Source organism: Bradyrhizobium sp. SZCCHNS1022 (genome assembly GCF_032484835.1).
In the GTDB taxonomy this organism is placed as follows: Bacteria; Pseudomonadota; Alphaproteobacteria; order Rhizobiales; family Xanthobacteraceae; genus Bradyrhizobium.
Genome location: NZ_JAUETT010000003.1, coordinates 654,093 through 670,422 on the forward strand (window position 1 = coordinate 654,093; position 16,330 = coordinate 670,422).

The 16,330-nt window shown below is 62.6% G+C and carries 22 protein-coding genes; 13 read left to right on the forward strand and 9 right to left on the reverse strand.

Going from position 1 to position 16,330, the window contains the following annotated elements; all coding sequences use genetic code 11:
- Positions 1–118: 118 nt before the first annotated feature.
- From QX071_RS22725 to QX071_RS22735, 3 genes are read left to right on the forward strand one after another with little or no spacing between them, the layout of a single operon-like run.
- Positions 119–682: a DpnI domain-containing protein gene (locus QX071_RS22725; RefSeq protein WP_315704900.1), complete on the forward strand. Its 564-nt coding sequence runs from the start codon at positions 119–121 to the stop codon at positions 680–682.
- A gap of 12 nt (positions 683–694) precedes the next feature.
- Positions 695–886: a hypothetical protein gene (locus QX071_RS22730; protein WP_315704901.1), complete on the forward strand. Its 192-nt coding sequence runs from the start codon at positions 695–697 to the stop codon at positions 884–886.
- An 11-nt stretch (positions 887–897) separates the two neighbouring features.
- Positions 898–1,170, forward strand: a complete 273-nt coding sequence (locus QX071_RS22735; protein WP_315704902.1) for a hypothetical protein — start codon at positions 898–900, stop codon at positions 1,168–1,170.
- Between the two features lie 832 nt (positions 1,171–2,002).
- On the opposite strand, the gene QX071_RS22740 is transcribed toward QX071_RS22735, so the two are convergent.
- The gene (locus QX071_RS22740; RefSeq protein ID WP_315701243.1) at positions 2,003–3,103 is read right to left on the reverse strand and encodes an IS4 family transposase; all 1,101 of its coding nucleotides are present in this window, start codon (positions 3,101–3,103) and stop codon (positions 2,003–2,005) included.
- Positions 3,104–3,601: 498 nt separating this feature from the next.
- Positions 3,602–3,841 carry a hypothetical protein gene (locus QX071_RS22745; RefSeq protein ID WP_315704903.1) on the reverse strand — a complete coding sequence of 80 codons (240 nt, stop codon included), beginning with the start codon at positions 3,839–3,841 and terminating at the stop codon, positions 3,602–3,604.
- A 314-nt stretch (positions 3,842–4,155) separates the two neighbouring features.
- On the opposite strand from QX071_RS22745, the gene QX071_RS22750 reads away from it, so the two are divergent.
- From QX071_RS22750 to QX071_RS22770, 5 genes are all read left to right on the forward strand, one after another.
- Entirely contained in the window at positions 4,156–4,605 is a 450-nt protein-coding gene (locus tag QX071_RS22750) for a nuclear transport factor 2 family protein (RefSeq protein ID WP_315704904.1), read from the forward strand.
- A 165-nt stretch (positions 4,606–4,770) separates the two neighbouring features.
- A complete protein-coding gene (locus tag QX071_RS22755) occupies positions 4,771–5,037 on the forward strand; it encodes a hypothetical protein (RefSeq protein ID WP_315704905.1) in 267 nt (88 codons plus the stop codon).
- 187 nt (positions 5,038–5,224) lie between these two features.
- Complete coding sequence (locus QX071_RS22760; RefSeq protein WP_315704906.1) at positions 5,225–5,668, forward strand: nuclear transport factor 2 family protein; 444 nt, start codon at positions 5,225–5,227, stop codon at positions 5,666–5,668.
- A gap of 147 nt (positions 5,669–5,815) precedes the next feature.
- On the forward strand, positions 5,816–6,757 hold the full coding sequence (locus QX071_RS22765) for a hypothetical protein (protein ID WP_315704907.1): 942 nt from the start codon (positions 5,816–5,818) through the stop codon (positions 6,755–6,757).
- Positions 6,758–6,909: 152 nt separating this feature from the next.
- Positions 6,910–7,332 carry a hypothetical protein gene (locus QX071_RS22770; protein ID WP_315704908.1) on the forward strand — a complete coding sequence of 141 codons (423 nt, stop codon included), beginning with the start codon at positions 6,910–6,912 and terminating at the stop codon, positions 7,330–7,332.
- Between the two features lie 266 nt (positions 7,333–7,598).
- Here the strand turns inward: QX071_RS22770 and QX071_RS22775 are convergent, their stop codons facing one another.
- From QX071_RS22775 to QX071_RS22785, 3 genes are all read right to left on the reverse strand, one after another.
- Positions 7,599–7,742 (reverse strand): hypothetical protein, encoded by a 144-nt coding sequence (locus QX071_RS22775; protein WP_315704909.1) that lies wholly within the window; start codon positions 7,740–7,742, stop codon positions 7,599–7,601.
- Positions 7,743–7,857: 115 nt separating this feature from the next.
- Complete coding sequence (locus QX071_RS22780) at positions 7,858–8,337, reverse strand: MaoC family dehydratase (protein WP_315704910.1); 480 nt, start codon at positions 8,335–8,337, stop codon at positions 7,858–7,860.
- A complete protein-coding gene (locus QX071_RS22785) occupies positions 8,337–8,792 on the reverse strand; it encodes a MaoC family dehydratase (RefSeq protein WP_315704911.1) in 456 nt (151 codons plus the stop codon). The genes QX071_RS22780 and QX071_RS22785 overlap by 1 nt, the downstream gene beginning before the upstream one ends.
- Before the next feature lie 297 nt (positions 8,793–9,089).
- Here QX071_RS22785 and QX071_RS22790 point away from each other — a divergent pair, with 297 nt between their 5' ends.
- Positions 9,090–9,383, forward strand: coding sequence for a DUF4282 domain-containing protein (locus tag QX071_RS22790; protein ID WP_315704912.1), 294 nt, complete (start codon positions 9,090–9,092; stop codon positions 9,381–9,383).
- Positions 9,384–9,389: 6 nt separating this feature from the next.
- Here QX071_RS22790 and ychF read toward each other — a convergent pair whose 3' ends face one another.
- The 4 genes from ychF to QX071_RS22810 form a co-directional block, all read right to left on the reverse strand.
- Positions 9,390–10,487: a redox-regulated ATPase YchF gene (gene ychF, locus QX071_RS22795; RefSeq protein WP_315704913.1), complete on the reverse strand. Its 1,098-nt coding sequence runs from the start codon at positions 10,485–10,487 to the stop codon at positions 9,390–9,392.
- A gap of 33 nt (positions 10,488–10,520) precedes the next feature.
- The gene (gene pth, locus QX071_RS22800; protein WP_315704914.1) at positions 10,521–11,126 is read right to left on the reverse strand and encodes an aminoacyl-tRNA hydrolase; all 606 of its coding nucleotides are present in this window, start codon (positions 11,124–11,126) and stop codon (positions 10,521–10,523) included.
- A 73-nt stretch (positions 11,127–11,199) separates the two neighbouring features.
- Positions 11,200–11,895, reverse strand: coding sequence for a 50S ribosomal protein L25/general stress protein Ctc (locus tag QX071_RS22805; RefSeq protein ID WP_315704915.1), 696 nt, complete (start codon positions 11,893–11,895; stop codon positions 11,200–11,202).
- A gap of 237 nt (positions 11,896–12,132) precedes the next feature.
- On the reverse strand, positions 12,133–12,411 hold the full coding sequence (locus tag QX071_RS22810; RefSeq protein WP_315704916.1) for an accessory factor UbiK family protein: 279 nt from the start codon (positions 12,409–12,411) through the stop codon (positions 12,133–12,135).
- A gap of 292 nt (positions 12,412–12,703) precedes the next feature.
- On the opposite strand from QX071_RS22810, the gene lgt reads away from it, so the two are divergent.
- From lgt to QX071_RS22830, 4 genes are all read left to right on the forward strand, one after another.
- Complete coding sequence (gene lgt / locus QX071_RS22815) at positions 12,704–13,555, forward strand: prolipoprotein diacylglyceryl transferase (protein WP_315704917.1); 852 nt, start codon at positions 12,704–12,706, stop codon at positions 13,553–13,555.
- Entirely contained in the window at positions 13,552–14,661 is a 1,110-nt protein-coding gene (locus QX071_RS22820) for a class I SAM-dependent methyltransferase (protein ID WP_315704918.1), read from the forward strand. The genes lgt and QX071_RS22820 overlap by 4 nt, the downstream gene beginning before the upstream one ends.
- A gap of 15 nt (positions 14,662–14,676) precedes the next feature.
- Complete coding sequence (gene pgeF / locus QX071_RS22825; protein WP_315704919.1) at positions 14,677–15,444, forward strand: peptidoglycan editing factor PgeF; 768 nt, start codon at positions 14,677–14,679, stop codon at positions 15,442–15,444.
- Positions 15,445–15,570: 126 nt separating this feature from the next.
- Entirely contained in the window at positions 15,571–16,221 is a 651-nt protein-coding gene (locus QX071_RS22830) for a hypothetical protein (protein ID WP_315704920.1), read from the forward strand.
- Positions 16,222–16,330 lie beyond the last annotated feature (109 nt).

Consider the following 16,330-nt stretch of genomic DNA (forward strand, 5'->3'; position numbering starts at 1 on the left):
TTGGCAAGATGCCAGATATCGAAGCACGAACTCCGGCCTTCTCTGCGCTCGCAACGACGTCCCATCGAGCTTCCAAGCCCGCACTGGAAATCGATATGGCATCCGCTACTCTCACCACATGAAACTCGGCTTCGAAGAATCCCAGACCGCCTACACCAGCGGCACGCAGAAGGCGCGGGCCTGGACCGAAGCCTGGGTGAAGGCTCAGGCCTACTGCCCGCACTGCGGCAACACCAACATGTCGCAATTTCCCAACAACAGTCCGCTAGCGGACTTTCTCTGCACCTCATGCAAAGAGGAGTTCGAGCTCAAGAGCCAGAAAGGCACGTTCGGCGCCACGGTCGCCGACGGTGCCTACAAGACTAAGTGCGAACGGATCGCGGCGAGCAACAATCCCAACCTGCTCCTGATGAACTACGACCTGAAGTCGCTCGCAGTAGTCAACCTGCTCATCGTCCCAAAGCACTTCTTCGTCCGCGATATCGTCGAAGCACGCAAGCCGCTGGCAGCCACAGCGCGTCGCGCTGGCTGGATCGGCTCGAAAATCCTACTCGATCGTGTTCCCGAATCCGGGAAAATCCACATCGTCCAGAACGGTATCGTCAGGCCGAAAGAGCATGTGCTGCAGGAGTGGCGGAAAACACTCTTTCTTCGTAGTGAGTCACCCGACCGACGCGGCTAGCTGCTCGACGTGATGCGCTGCGTCGAAACAATCGGAAAGCCGGAATTCGGCCTTGACGAGGTTTACGCGTTCGAGCGTCATCTCAGCGAGCTCTATCCGGGCAACCAGAATGTCCGGCCGAAGATACGCCAGCAGCTTCAGTTCCTGCGCGATCAAGGCTTCATCGAGTTTGTCTCGCGCGGCCAGTACCGTTTGCGAAGATAGGGATCGTTGCGATGGCTTGGTTCTTGAACGTCTATCGATGCGACCGTTGCCGAAAGCTATGGACCGATGAATGGTCCTGCATGTGTGATGACGAATGTCCTCATTGCGGTCGCCGCGACATGACGCCCTTCGACAGCCAGAACCTCACGAAGCTGATCCTGCAGGAGGACAATCAGTTCATCGCCCTTCGGTCGCCTGACACGGCCGAGGATGAGCCGGATTACGAAGAACTGGGACGCTTTCCGACACGAGCTGCAGCTGAGGAGTTTTTGAGTTCGTGCTGATCGGCTTGGCTTCGGAAGCGATAGTCCGTGAAAGCTTAGCCTCACAAACACCGTCATGCCCGCGAAGGCGGGCATCCAGTACGCCGTGACGTCTCGATCGAGAACGGAAGTCTCTGGAATACTAGATCACCCGCTTTCGCGCGTGATGACAGTGGAGCGATTCAAGCTGACCACAGATGGATAAGTGGTGCACGCGGCTGATTGTTTTCCGGCGATGGACGAGCGCCGTGAAATGTGACCTCCTCTGTGACTGCCCGTCGTGCCAATCTGTCGCGGCGGTCTTCTCTTGTCATGTCGGCCAAATCAGAACGATGATCTCGCTTATCCCGCCTCCACATGGAGGGGCGTACGCGTCGTCACGATACGTGGGAAGCGGGATGCGGTGGACGCGCGCGGGCTGTACGACGAACAGCCTCGGGCGCGGACGGCGAAGTCGCGTGGTCCTGATACTCCGACGCTAGTATTAAGTTGGCGAAGACGCTTGCGCGTCTCGCTGGCGACGGTGGCCAACAGCCCGGCGCACCGGGGAGATCGCGTATAAGCCGTAACCCATCGCGCAGGGAAGGCCGGGATGTCTTGGCCGAACCTGTGGTTCTGCCGCGTGCTTTTTTTGCTGCACGCGGACCATGGGTGCGGTCGGCACCCGGCCTTCCCCATAGGCGTTAAGGTAGCGCGAGCATCGATTGATACTTGCGTTTTCGAGGAGGCTCGCGAAGGTGGCGCCCCAACGCGCGTTTTCTGCGGCGCAAGCAACGGATGGTTGGTTGTGGAATGATTGCTTGCAGCAAGGATGCAACGAGCTGCTGCAGGACCCGCCAAGCGCCAGGCGTCGTTAAGCGGCCTGCGTCCAGTGGGGAGAGTCCTCGAAGTCGCTGGCAAGCGGCTCGAGCAACAGGATGATCAGGAGGTGGGCCAGCAGGTAGGGCTTGGCAGAGCGCGGATCGGTTCCTGGCGGCGTCTTGAGGCCAATCAGACTCTTCAGTCGCTTGAACCCAAGCTCGATCCGCCATCGCAATCGATAGAGCGCAAGCACATCTTTGGTGGAGAACTCGTCCCGCGCGAGCGACGTGATCAGAATGACCCAATCCGCAGCCTCCAAAGTTTCTTTGGAGATGATGCGGTTTTCATCTTTTGCGTCTTGCCGGGCTTTACGCCGAGAAGCAGCAGCCGCACCGGTGGGCTTCTTGATTGCGACCAGACGCATAGCCAGAGGCGCGCCGCCCTTGCGCTTGATCCAAATCTCCCGATCGACCAGTCCGCGCGCCTTCGCGGCACGCAATTGGGCCATCAGATCGAACGGAAGGCCTTTGGCGTCAAGCCAACGTGCGTTCTTCCAGCCCGCTCGGATCAAAACGTCGGCCCCGGCTTCGCGGACGGCCGCAATGCGGTCAGGTTGCAGATAAGCGCGGTCAGCAATGCGGATCTCGTTCTTGACCACTGGTATCCGGTCAAACGTTTCGCCCTCTTGCTGATCTGTCAGCTCGAAGTGACCAAAGCGCTCATAGGGCAGATCAAATGCGCTATGAACGCGCCAAAGCTCACTGTTCTTGCGCGCAGCCGGTCCCGCCTGAGGCACTGTCGTCGCATCGATGATGCGGATCAGGCGGCCTTGGCTCGCCTTCGGAGCTGCCGCAGCGAGCAAGCCCTCCACCAGCACCGCAAACCAATCACCACATTGACGCAGCCGATAGAACAACGCCACGCTGGTGAGGTCGGCAAGGCCAACAGAAGCCGCCCATGCGGCTGTCGATCTCAGCCCTCTTTCACCCAAACAATAGGCCAGCATCAGCCGAAGTAACGTCACCGCATCTGGAATCTGCCGCCGACGCGCGAAGGCCTTCGTCTGGCGCGCAGTTTTCTCGAGCTGCGCAGCCCCGCCCAGCTGCGCAACCACTCTCGTCCAGTCCTCGTTCAGGAGCGATTCGTCTGCCATCCCCTGTTCGAATCACGGCGGATTCCAACACTCAAGCATAAACTTAACGCCTATGCGGCCTTCCCTGCGCCCTCTGTCTCTTGGAGGGTGAGACGAGATGCAAAGCTCGGGCGCAGATCGCGCCGCGAGGACGCGGGCGTGTATCCGCCTGCGTCATTGCGAGGAGCGTAAGCGACGAAGCAATCCAGAATCATCGAACGGCGCTGGATCGCTTTGCGAAGCCTGCCCTCGGGCGAGCAAGGCGGGACCCGGGGGCGCGCGATGACCGCGTTGCATGCGTGAGATTGGCTGTTTGACAATTGAATCAGAATTGAAGAACGCGCGCTGACGTCTTCGTCCAGCACGATAGCCAGCCTCGCTATCCAGATCGCAGGGTGGGCAAAGCGACTTGTCCGCCGAAGCTCGCAGAACGAAGGCGTGCCCACCCTATCGAACGAGGTTGTCATTGGTGGGCACGCGCTGCGCGCTTTGCCCACCCTACCCTGTCAGTTCGGCCTCTCAGGTCCGGCCATCGTCCTGGCTCGGCTGCCGCTGCTGACGCTGCTGCTGCATTTGCTGCTCCTTGGCGTGGTGGCGGCCGTAGAGGCAGCCGGCGGCGGCGCCGAGCATGCCATGATGGCCGGCATAATGGCCGGCGACGCCGCCGACGATGGCGCCCTTGATGCAGCCCTTGGCCTCGGCGGCCTGGGCGGTGAGCAGCGCGCAGGCTGCGAGCGAAGCGGCGATCAGCATCTTCATGGTGAATGCTCCGGAAAGGAATCTTGCAAGCTTTAACCACCACGGTGGACCACGGTTCCCGCGAGACCGACGGCAAGCGGCCTGCGGCTTATCCCGGCACCACGCGGCGAACGCGAATGCACCGGCGCGAAGCGTCGAACCCAGCGCGCGCTGGCGCGACAAACAGCTGCAAGCCGTCGATCTGCGCCGGAATTGCTCAGCATTCGTTCACTCTTTCAGCGATTACACCGACACCTAATCGCGGAGGTAGTTGACGGTCGCGAGCCCTTGCGCAAGTTGGGAACAATGACCGGCTTCCCCATCATGGAGACCGCATGAACGAGCAAACCAACCGCGAACGCGTGCTGCAGCTGCTCGATGCGTACTCCGCCAGCGATTTCGATAAGGTGCTGTCGTTGTGCAGCGAGGACGTCGAGCATCTCGCCTCGGCGCCGATCGACATCCTCCCGCATCTCGGGCCGCGCCGCGGCAGAAGCGAGGTGCGGCGCATGTGGGAAACCGTGCGCAGCCGCTATGTCGAGCGTCGGCACGAGGTGCTGGCGCTGATCGCCGAGGGCGACCAGGTCGCCGCTGATCTCCGCATCTATTTGCGCAAACGCTCCAACGATCGCATCGTCCGGTACGACGTCGCCGTGTTCTACACCCTCAAGGATGGCCGCATCACGCGCATCCGGGAAATCATGGACACCTTCGACCTGGTGCAGCAGGTGCTGGAGCGCGATCTCGCCGCGCTGGCAATGGAGCATCTGCCGCGCGAGCCGTGAGCGGGTTCGAAGCTTCGGCCGACTCGTCCGCAGCCTTCTCATCGGAACGTCCAATTCAACGGCCCACGCGATTCGCCGATTTCCCGGTGCTCCGAACGCGCCGCTTGAACCTTGCACCGCCGCGCTGCGACCTATCGCAATCAATCGAGCGAGCGCACCAGCGGCATGAAAATCACCTTGCTAGCCTTCGCGGGGCTGATCATCGGCATGTTCGGGGGTGCCGTGCTCGGCGTCGGGCTCGGGCTGGCCTGGACCGAGATCGCCAACACCAGCGATTTCGAGGGCTATAGCGGCATGCTGGTGTTCTTCACCTTCATGCCGCTCGGCGCGGTGGTCGGCGGGCTCGGCGGTGCCGCGCTGTTTGCGCTGCTCGCGATTCGCGACCGTGACGTCGCGCTCGCCCGCACGCTCCAGCCGCGCGAGAACGGCTGACTGCAGCGGTAGCGTGCATTTGTGCAATGCAAAAATATCGATTGCACCCCGGGCGGAATGGCTTATGTGGGGGCCTCGCAATTTTCATGAAGCGCACTTGATGTAGCGCCCCTGGCCGTAACGTCGCGAATGACGTCACCCGAAGGCCGGCGCGCCCTTGCAAAGCCAGTTCAGGACCACATTCACCATGGCAGAGCATCGTCTCTGGCGTCTGTCGCGCGATTTGCAACGCGCGATCAACGAACGCCATTTCGAAGACCTCGCAGAATTGCTCGACGAAGACATCGATTGGGCGATCTACGGCCCGATCGACATGTTTCCCTTTCTCGGCGCACGCCAGGGCAAGGCCGCGGTAATCGAGGTCGTCAGGCAGATCTCGCAAACCTTGCGGATTCGCCGTCTCGACCGCGAGACCATCATGCTGGATCAGGATAGAGCGGCGTCCATGGTGCGGTGTTCGTTCGCGACGCGGGATTCGGAGAAGCCGATCACGACGCGCTTTGCCCATTTCGTGCAATTCCGTGCCGGCAAGCTGATCCGGCTGCGCGTGCTGGTGGATACGTTCGATCTGGTGGAGCAGACGCTCGGTCGCCCGATTCATCTGCCGCGGGTCGGCTCCTTCGCTGGCTAGCCTCGGACGCAGCGGCGGAGCGATGCCGTGAATGGTTCTTGCGATCACGTTCACTGAACCAAGACGTGACTTGTGCAGTCATAATTCTGCGCCCAGATTCCACCATAATGCGACGTGATTTTCCGCGAGGGGCGGGGGTTGGTTCTCATGATGATCGGCAGGTTGACGCTGGCTTTTTTGGCGGCGAGCGCGAGCTTTGCTGCATGCCCGGTTGTGGCGCAGAGCCTGACGCAACCGCTGAAGCAGCAGCCGCTGCAGCTCGTGCCCTGGCAGCAGATCGCCCCCGCAGATGATGCCGCCGAGGACGCGAGCGACGCGCCGAAGGCGGCCGCGGCCGATTCGATGCAGGAGGTCGACGTCAGCAAGGTCGACTGGAGCCAGCTCAACGTCGATGCTTCCACTTTTTTCGACCGTCCGGAAGCAAAGCCCCGTTCGGGCAAGCCCGCAACGGCCAACGCGGGCAACAACCTGAACTGGTCGAACAACAACAAGGACAACGGCACTTCGGCCGTCTCCGTCAAACAGAGTGTGTCGCCGTTCTGGGACGCGCGGGTCGGAGCCGACATGACGGTAACGAAGACGCCGACCACGATGTCCGAGCTCTTGGCCGAGAGGGCCGAGAACGGCGGCAACGTGCCGCAATCCGGCGGCACCGCATGGGCCGCGGTCACGGCGCCCGGCGCCGGCGCGATCTGGGACAAGACCGCGATCGAAGCGCGCGTCGATCCGAACGCGGACCAGAGCAAGATCGGCACCACCATCACCAAGGCGGTGCCGCTCGACGGCTATAATCTCTCCCTGCAGAACGGCTACAACGTGAATCAGCAGGGCATGGTGCCCCTGCCCGGCGCTGCCCCGCGCACCAACCGCAGCTTCGACACCGAGCAGTCCGCCAAACTCTCGATCGGCGAAACCGGCACCAGCCTGACGGCCGGCCAATCGCTGTCGTCGAACGACGACAAATGGCTGCGCAAGATCGGCGCCGAGCAAAAGCTCTACGACGGCGTCACCATCTCCGGCGCGATCGGCGAGACCGCGCAGGGCACCACGAGCAAGAGCATCTCGGCGGGATTCAAGCGCAGCTGGTGATCGCCTCACATGGGGCAATTCGCAGTCAATCGTCGAACCATTGCCGCATCTTGGCCGCGATGTGGCCCAATTTCGCCGCAACTGATAGATCCACGTCACTTTCGTCGTGCGGGGACACCGCGCTCGCGTAACGCGCAACAGGGATTTAGCCGATGAACGCTATTCGTCCGGACAAGGTCGAAGGAACTGAAACCGAGCTGAGCGCCGATCTCGCGGCGGTCTCCGAAGTCGAAGCCGGCATCCGCGATTTCGTGCGTAACGACATCGCTTATTTGCGCCGGCCGGGACCTGCGAACGGCGCCGATCCCGCGCTGGTGGACGTCAGCACAGACGCCGCCGTCAACAACGTCAACTCGCTGATCCAGCGCGTCGCCGGCACCTCGCTGTCGGAGATCGAGCACCTGATCTCGGAGCTGGAAAGCCTGCGCGACGTGCTGCACGCCGAAGGCCAGCGGGTCCAGCGCGAGATCGCCAGCTATGCCCAGCTGAGCCAGGCCGCGATGAAGTCGACCCGCATCATCGCCGAAAGCGTCACGCAGTGGAAGCGCGCCGCGGACGGCCTGCGCAACGGCTGACGCGGAACGGCAGAAACCAACGAACCGCCATCCCACCGGACCGCCGCGCGAGCGCCCTCGTGCGGCGGTCTTGGTTTATGTCCGGGGGGTCCGCAAGCTGGATCGCGCGGCTGCGACCAAGAACCAGCACGTTGTCGGACGTCGTCGATCGCGGTTGCGGTGTTCGCCGGAGCTGGAGCCGCTGATGCACGTCAACCGGGCTTCGGAGCGCTTGGACGCGGTGCCGGCGGGCGGTCATCGCCGCACGTGGTTAACGAAGTCTTAACTTATTGACCGTCGACCGCGGTGGTCTCGAGCGTGTAGGACCCGTCGGCATAGCCCTTCACGACCATGCCAGTTGCGAGCATCACTGCCAGCATCACACTCGCGAAGATGAAGCCGAGAAGTTTCAGGCCGCCGCGATCTGCCATGATCGTCCCTTACCACGCTTGTACCAAGTGGCTGTCTTATAGAGTCGCGGTTCAAAATGCGTTAGCGCGAAATTGGTTCCGGCCAGACAATCCTAATCGCCGTGACCTTTTCGCCTCAACCTCTGTTCCGTCGCGGGACGAAGCCCGACGCAAGGAACGCGAACACAAGTTCGCCGCGCTGATTTGTACCGACATTGCGCGCCTGCAAAATTCCCCATTCCGGGCGCGAGGTGGACAGGCGCAAGGATTCGATCTCGCTAGCAAAGCTTATAACATCGCCAGCCAGCACCGGCTTGATCCAGCGCAATTCGCGGAAGCCCGGTGACGGTCCGCCGACGGCGACCGGCTCTCCGCGAGCGCGCGCGAGCTCCGCAAGACGCTGATTGTCGACCACGAGGAGCTTCATGCAGACCGAGGCAACATGCCAGCCGGATGCAGCAAGCCCGCCGAACAGCGAGTTGCGTCCCTCCTCTTCATCAAGATGGAACCGCTGCGGATCGAATTGCGACGCAAACCGCTTGATGTCCTCGGCGGTGAAAGTGAACGAGCCGAATTCGCGCCGTTGGCCAACTTCGAGATCTTCGAAAAACCGCATCAGGCGACCTGCTCTTTGCGCCGCTCGACGATGATCGGCGAGACCATCTCGCCGAGCTTCTCTCGGACCGCGTTCCGCACCACGCATTTGAAAGTGACGATCCCGGTGGTCGGACGGCTGCGCGACACCCGTGCTTCCAAGACCTCGACATCGAGCATCAAATCGTCGCCGGGGCGCAGCGGCGACATCCAGCGCATTTCGTTGACCCCGGGCGAGCCGAGTGACGCAGTGCGGCCAATGAAGCCGTCGAACATCATTCGCATCGTCAGCGAGCAAAGATGCCAGCCGGATCCGGAAAGCCCCTGGAGCATGGAGGCGCGGGCCGCCTCCTCATCGAGATGCATCGGCTGCGGATCGAATTCGGTCGCGAAGGCGATGATCTCCTCGCGTGTCACGTGCCGCGGGCCAAAGCTGCCAAAATGGCCCAGCGGAAAATCTTCAAAGGTGAGTGTCATGGACTGATCAATGGCTGAAAGAAGCCCGATTGTGGCCGTACTTTGCAGCAATCACAACCCGCCCACCCGCATGGCTCATAATCCATCCGACCGAAACCCGTCACTGCCGCTCTCAGCGGCCTCCATTTCGGCGAGACTTGGACAAATGAGGCTTACAAGTGAGACTTGGACAAGTGAGAGTCGGACAAGTGAGAGTCGGCCAAAAGAGGCTTGGACCAAAGAGACTTGGACAAATGCATGGGGCGGGCATTAGGACCAGATCCTGCTCGCACATTCGACTTAGCTGGGGAGTTTAGGATGTTCGAATTTCGCGATTTGTTTCAGTGGGACCGGTTCATTACGCCGGCAATCATCAAGACGTTCTACTGGCTCGTGATTGCGCTCGTCTTCCTGTTCGGGGTATCCGGAATCTTCTCCGGGCTCGCGGCGATGGCGATCAGCCCGTTCGGCGGCTTCCTGATGCTGTTGTCCTCGATTGCCGGCGTCATCGTCGGCATCGTGTTCTCGCGCATCGTTGCCGAATTCGTCCTGATCGTGTTCCGCATCAACGAGCATCTCGGCGCGATCCGCGAACAGGGCCGGATGCACTGACGGTGTTTACGTGTTGAAACGGAAGTGCATCACGTCGCCGTCGGCGACGACATAATCCTTGCCTTCCAAACGCAGCTTGCCGGCGTCGCGTGCGCCGGCCTCGCCGCCGAGCGCCACGTAATCGGCATAAGCGATGGTTTCGGCGCGGATGAATCCCTTTTCAAAATCGGTGTGGATCACGCCTGCCGCCGCCGGCGCCTTGGTGCCGCGATGGATGGTCCAGGCGCGCGTTTCCTTCGGTCCGACGGTAAAATAGGTGATGAGATCGAGCAGCTGATAGCCGGCCCGGATCAGCCGATCGAGGCCGGCCTCCTCGAGACCAAGCGTCTCCAGGAATTCCGTCCGCTCCTCGCGCGATAATGTCGCAATCTCGGATTCGATCTTGGCCGAGATCACGACAGCGACGGCCCCTTCCTTCTGAGCCTGCTCGAACACCTGGCGCGAGAAATTGTTGCCGTCCTTGGCCGACCCTTCTTCAACGTTGCAGACATAGAGGACTGGTTTGGAGGTCAGCAGACCCAGCATGCCGAAGGCACGCTCCTCCTCGGGCTTACGTTCCAAAAGCCGCGCCGGTTTGCCGGCACGCAGCAGTTCGAGCGCACGGATCACGAGCTCGTACTGCTCCTTGGCGTCCTTGTCGTTGCCCTTGGCCTTCTTGGAGAGATTGTCGACCCGCTTCTCGAGGCTGTCGAGATCTGACAGCATCAGCTCGGTCTCGATGGTCTCGATATCGGCGAGCGGCGCGATCTTGCCCTCGACATGAGTGATATCGGAATCCTCGAAGCAGCGCACGACATGCGCGATCGCATCGACCTCGCGGATGTTGGCGAGAAACTGATTGCCGAGACCTTCCCCCTTCGAGGCGCCGCGCACGAGGCCCGCAATGTCGACAAAGGTCAGCCGGGTCGGAATGATCTGCGCCGACTTGGCAGCCGCCGCAAGCTTCTCCAGCCTGGGATCGGGAACGGCGACCTCGCCGACATTGGGCTCGATCGTGCAAAATGGGTAGTTGGCCGCCTGAGCCGCAGCAGTCTCAGTCAGCGCGTTGAACAGCGTGGATTTGCCGACGTTCGGCAGCCCGACGATTCCGCATTTGAATCCCATGATCCGTCCCGAATTCCGCTGGCCCGCCGCGCATCAAGCTGCGCCGGCATCGCCCTTGTCCAAAAATCCCTTGGCCTGCAGCACCAGGTGCACCTTGTTCGCGAAGGTGGAATCGCGCTTGCCGGTCAACAGCCCCGCATTGTCGGCCACCGCGTCGCAGAGGGCTTCGACCCAGGGCATCTCGGCCTTGGCGAAATCCGACAGCACATGCCCGTGCACCAATTCCTTGACGCCGGGATGACCGATCCCGAGTCGCACCCGACGATAATCGTTGCCGATATGCGCCGAGATCGAGCGCAATCCATTATGGCCGGCAATTCCGCCGCCGACCTTGACGCGCAGCTTGCCGGGCGGCAGCTCAAGCTCGTCCTGGAACACGGTGACCTCGCCGGCGCCGAGCTTGAAGAAGTTCAGCGCTTCCTGCACGGAGCGGCCGGACTCGTTCATGTAGGTCGTCGGCTTCAAAAGGATCACCCGCTCGCTATCGAGCGAGCCTTCCGACGTCTCGCCTTGAAAACGCCGGCGCCACGGCGAGAAACCATGGCGGCGTGCGATCGCATCGACCGCCATGAAGCCGATATTGTGCCGGTTGCGCGCATACTTCGCGCCGGGATTGCCGAGGCCGACAAACAGCAACATGACGCGGCATCCGCGCTCCGAGCCGGTGTTCTGAAGCTCGCGGGCCTACCCGCGAGCTTCAGAAGCACGCAGCTTACTTCTTCTTGTCGCCGCCGGCGGGCGCCTTGGCGGCAGCAGCCGGAGCCTTAGCCGCGGCAGCCGGGGCGGCAGCGGCCGGAGCTGCGGCACCTGCAGCCGGAGCGGCACCCGCCTTCTGCTCTTCGCCATAACCGGACGGCGGCACGATGGTCACGAGCGTCGCGTCCTCGCGCAGCGGCTTGACACCGGTCGGCAGCTTGACGTCCGACATATGCAGCGAATTGTTGATCTCGAGCGCGCCGACATCGGCTTCGATGAACTGCGGGATGTTCTCCGCAAGACATTCCAGCTCGAGCGTATGGGTGACGATGTTCACCGTGCCACCGCGCTTCACGCCCGGGGCGGTTTCCGCGTTGACGACGTGCAGCGGCACGCTGACGCGAATGGTTGCGCCCTGCCCGAGCCGCATGAAGTCGACGTGGATCGGGAAATCCCTGACCGGATCGAGGTGGAAGTCGCGCGGGATCACGCGGTGCTTCTTGCCGTCCAGGCTGACGTCGAAAATGGTGGTCAAGAACCGACCGGCGGCGATGCGCTGGCGCAGTTCACGGTCGTCGACCGAGATCGGCAGCGGGGGCTGGTTGTCTCCATAAATCACTCCGGGCACTCTCCCGGCGCGACGCTCTGCCCGTGCGGCCCCCTTGCCGACTGACGGACGGGCGGTCGCCTTCAGTTCTCTGACGGTCGCCATTGTGGTAAGTCCTTGTTTTAAAAAAGTTAAAGGCCGCAACGCGGCCCGTTCTCGGATCCAGCGGCAAGCCTCCAGGGGTGCGGGGGCCGCGGACACGGCGGCGTTCTAGCCGCAAAGCGGCAAAATGACAAGGAAATGAAAGGATTTTCTTGCGGCCTCCTTCCCTTTCCAGCCCGGCGGTTCGCGCCTATCCCTGCCGGGCGGCCGACGAATCCCGCCCGCCCACCGGCCGCGTCTTCAGGCCCCCGACGCCGGCCCCGGCTGGCCGCCCCCGAGCTTGCCTTCCAGCGCGGCGATGCGCGCCTTCAGCACCTCGTTCTCCTCGCGGGCCAGACGTGCCATCTCCTTGACGGCCTCGAACTCCTCGCGCTTGACGATGTCGAGGTCGTTCAGGATCTTTTCCGCCTGGTTGCGGACCAGGGAATCGACTTCGCGCTTCATGCCTTGCGCTGCGCCCGCGGCATCGTTCATCAGGCGACCGAGTTCGTCGAAAAACCGATTGGTGGTCTGGGTCATGCAAAACTCCGCTTCGCGCTCAGGTTCGGCCTTAAAATTTGGCCTTTAGGTTCGCCTTGGGCTCAATCACACAATGGCGATCCGGACGGCTCCGTTCAAGCCGAACCTCGCCTTGTCATGCACCAGTTTCCTTGTCATCGTAGTTGAAGTCATGACATGTCCCGGGTATCGCACGGTGCAATCGTCCCATTAAGCGGGTGCGCTTTAAGAAGTACATCTGGCGGGCCTCGCGAGGGCCGGTGGCGTCCCGCAGATCCCAGATGAGGGATGCCGTGTCCACGAAAGCCTCTGCATGACCCCTCTCCTCATCGACTTTCCGGTGTTCGATCCGGTGGCCATTGCGATCGGGCCGTTCGCGATCCGCTGGTACGCGCTCGCCTATATCAGCGGCATCGTCATCGGCTGGCTCTACGCGCGCTCGCTGCTGAAGAATGAGCGGCTGTGGGGTGGTCCCGCGCCGATCTCGCTTCTGCAGCTCGACGACTTCATCCTCTGGGTCACGCTCGGCATCATCCTCGGCGGCCGCACCGGATACGTGCTGTTCTACAACCTGCCCTTCTTCGTGCAGCACCCGCTGGAGATCTTCGAACTGTGGAAGGGCGGCATGTCGTTCCACGGCGGCTTCATGGGCTGCGTCATTGCCGTCATCTGGTTCTGCCGCCGCAACGGACTGCCGATCCTCTCGCTCGGCGATATCACCACCGCAGTCGGGCCGATCGGCTTGTTCCTGGGCCGTATCGCCAATTTCATCAACGGCGAATTGTGGGGCCGTTCCGCCGACCCCAGCCTGCCCTGGGCGATGATCTTCCCGAGCGGCGGCCCGGTGCCGCGACATCCCAGCCAGCTTTATGAGGCCGGCCTCGAGGGAATCGTGCTGTTCATCGTGCTGGCGATCCTGGTTCGCTTTGGTGCTTTGAAACGACCCGGCCTGATCCTCGGCAGCTTCATCCTGCTCTATGGGATCGCCCGCATCACCGGCGAGCATTTTCGCGAACCTGATCCGCAGCTCGGCTTTCTCTGGGGCGGCCTCACGATGGGCATGCTGCTGTCGGTCCCGATGTTGATCATCGGCGCGATCCTCATCCTGAGAGCGCTGCGCAAGCCCCAACATCAGCCAGCCCCATCCGTGCAGGCCCAGCCGTGATCGAACTGTCCCCGCTCCACACCGAGATCAAGCGGCTGATCAAGGCATCCGGCCCGATGCCGGTCTGGCGCTACATGGAGCTGTGTCTGCTGCATCCGCAGCATGGCTATTATATCTCGCGCGATCCGTTGGGTCGCGAGGGCGACTTCACCACCGCGCCGGAAGTCAGCCAGATGTTCGGCGAGCTGTTGGGCTTGTGGGCCGCCTCGGTCTGGAAAGCGGTCGGCTCGCCGCAGCAATTCCATCTGATCGAACTCGGGCCCGGACGCGGCACCATGATGTCGGACGCGCTCCGCGCGCTGCGCGTGCTGCCGCCATTGTATCAGACGCTCTCCGTGCACATGATCGAAGTCAATCCGGTGCTGCGGGAAAAGCAGCAGGCGATGCTGACGGGCATGCGCGACGTCACTTGGCATGAGCGCTTCGACGAGGTGCCGGAAGGCCCTTGCGTCATCTTCGCCAACGAATATTTCGACGTGCTGCCGATCCATCAGATGGTGCGACGCGAGACCGGCTGGCACGAACGCGTCATCGAGCTCGATGACGACGAGAACTTCACCTATGGCGTCGCCGCCGAGCCGACGCCCGGCTTCGAGGCGCTGCTGCCGCCCTTGGTCCGCGCCGCGCCCCTCGGCGCCATCTTCGAGTGGCGGCCCGACACGGACATCATGGCGCTCGCCAAGCACGTGCGCGATCAGCGCGGCGCCGCGCTGATCATCGACTACGGCCATACCCGCAGCGAGGTCGGCGACACCTTCCAGGCGATCGCCCGTCACAGCTTCGCCGATCCGTTGAAAGCACCTGGCCTCGCCGATATTACCGCCCATGTCGATTTCGACGCCCTGGGCCGCGCCGCCGACGCGGTCGGCGCGCGCGTCCATGGACCCGTGACCCAGGGTGAATTCCTGCAGCGGCTCGGCATCGAGACACGTGCACTCACCTTGATGCAGAAGGCCTCGCTTGAAGTGGCCGAGGACATCGCCAGCGGGCTGAAACGCCTGATCGGCGGCGGCCGCGGCGGCATGGGGGCCCTGTTCAAGGTCTTGGCCGTCTCCGACCCCGGTATCCCCGTGTTGCCGGCGCTCAGCGACGACAACGGGAACTGACAAAGCGGGAGCGTGATGATGCTGGCATCGGACCTGATCTCCGCCGTTCCCGGATTGCGGCACGCCTTCTTCACCCGCGAGGGCGGCGTTTCCGCCGGGATCTATGCCGGATTGAACGGCGGCCTCGGCTCGAACGACCTGCCGGACAATGTCCGCGAGAACCGCCGTCGCATGGCGGCGCATCTCGGCGCAACGCCGGAGAACTTCTTGAGCGTGCACCAGATCCACTCGCCCGACGTCGTGGTCGCCACCGGACCATGGGACGGACCGGCGCGGCCGAAGGCCGATGCCATCGTGACTCAGATTGAGAAGTTGGCGATCGGCGTCACCACGGCCGATTGCGGTCCCGTGCTGTTCGTCGACCCGCACAAGCGCGTGATCGGCGCGGCTCATGCCGGCTGGAAGGGAGCCCTCACCGGCGTTCTCGAAGCCACCATCGGTGCCATGGAGATGCTCGGCGCCGAACGCGGGCAGATCATTGCCGCGATCGGCCCGATGATCCGTCAGCCGAGTTATGAAGTGGGCGCCGAATTCGTCGAACGTTTCCTCGACGCCGATGCGGAGCACGCGATGTTCTTCCTGCCCTCTACACGCGAGGGACATGCGATGTTCGATCTCGCCGGCTTCATCCGCGCGCGACTGGACAAGGCCGGCGTGCTCATGATCGACGATCTCGGTCACGACACTTACGCCGACGACCGCTTCTTCAGTTACCGCCGTTCGGTGCACCGCAAGGAGCCGGATTATGGCCGCCATGTGCACGCGATCATGCTGGAAGGCTGAAGCTGGCCCAAACTGTGACATCACTTTGTTTGCTTAACTATTTCTGAACAATCAGCTGCATTCTGTCCCGCTCTGTGTCACCGGCGACCTAGACGTTAATCGATTTTAACGATATCGCTCCAATCGATGAGGGGAGCGTCAATACTACTTCACCGACTCGGCCGGACTCCGCGGCACGCTTGCGTTGCAGCGATGCTGATGGTGTGCGCCTGTGCGCTCGCTGGCTGCGCGAGCAACAACAGCGCGAGCAATTCCTACGCGATGGCGACATCGACGGTTCCGAGCGATGGCGCGACCATCGCGTTCGATCAGATCGACGGTCCGCCGCCGCAAGTCTTCGACCGGATGGTGAATGTGCTCGACAGCGAGTCGAAACTCCGGAGCCTCGCCATCGTGTCGCGCGAGGCACCCGCCGCCTACCGCGTGCGCAGCTATCTCTCCGCGCAGGTGGTCAGCGGCAAGAGCGTGGTCGCCTGGGTATGGGACGTCTACGATCGCAATCAGCAACGTACGCTGCGGCTGTCGGGCGAAGAGCCGACAGGCCGTGCGGGACGAGATGCGACGCGTGATCCGTGGGGTGCGGCGGACGATCTCGTCCTGCGCAAGATCGCGCAAGCCGGCTTCAGCGGGCTCACCAGCATGCTCAATGGAACGGCGCCGGCCGACAATCCACCGCAGCCTGCTCCCGCATCGCAGGGCCCTGCAGTCGCGACGGCGGCTCCGGCCGACTCGGCCGAGAGCACCAATGTCGCGGCCCTCGGCTACACCGATCATTAGCCGGGGCGATCGAATTCGTGGCCATTTTTGGTCGGAAAAACGCCTCCCGCGGGTTGCCAGCCGCGCTATGTCCTTGATATCACCTCGCGCGTCCAACATTGCCGGTTCC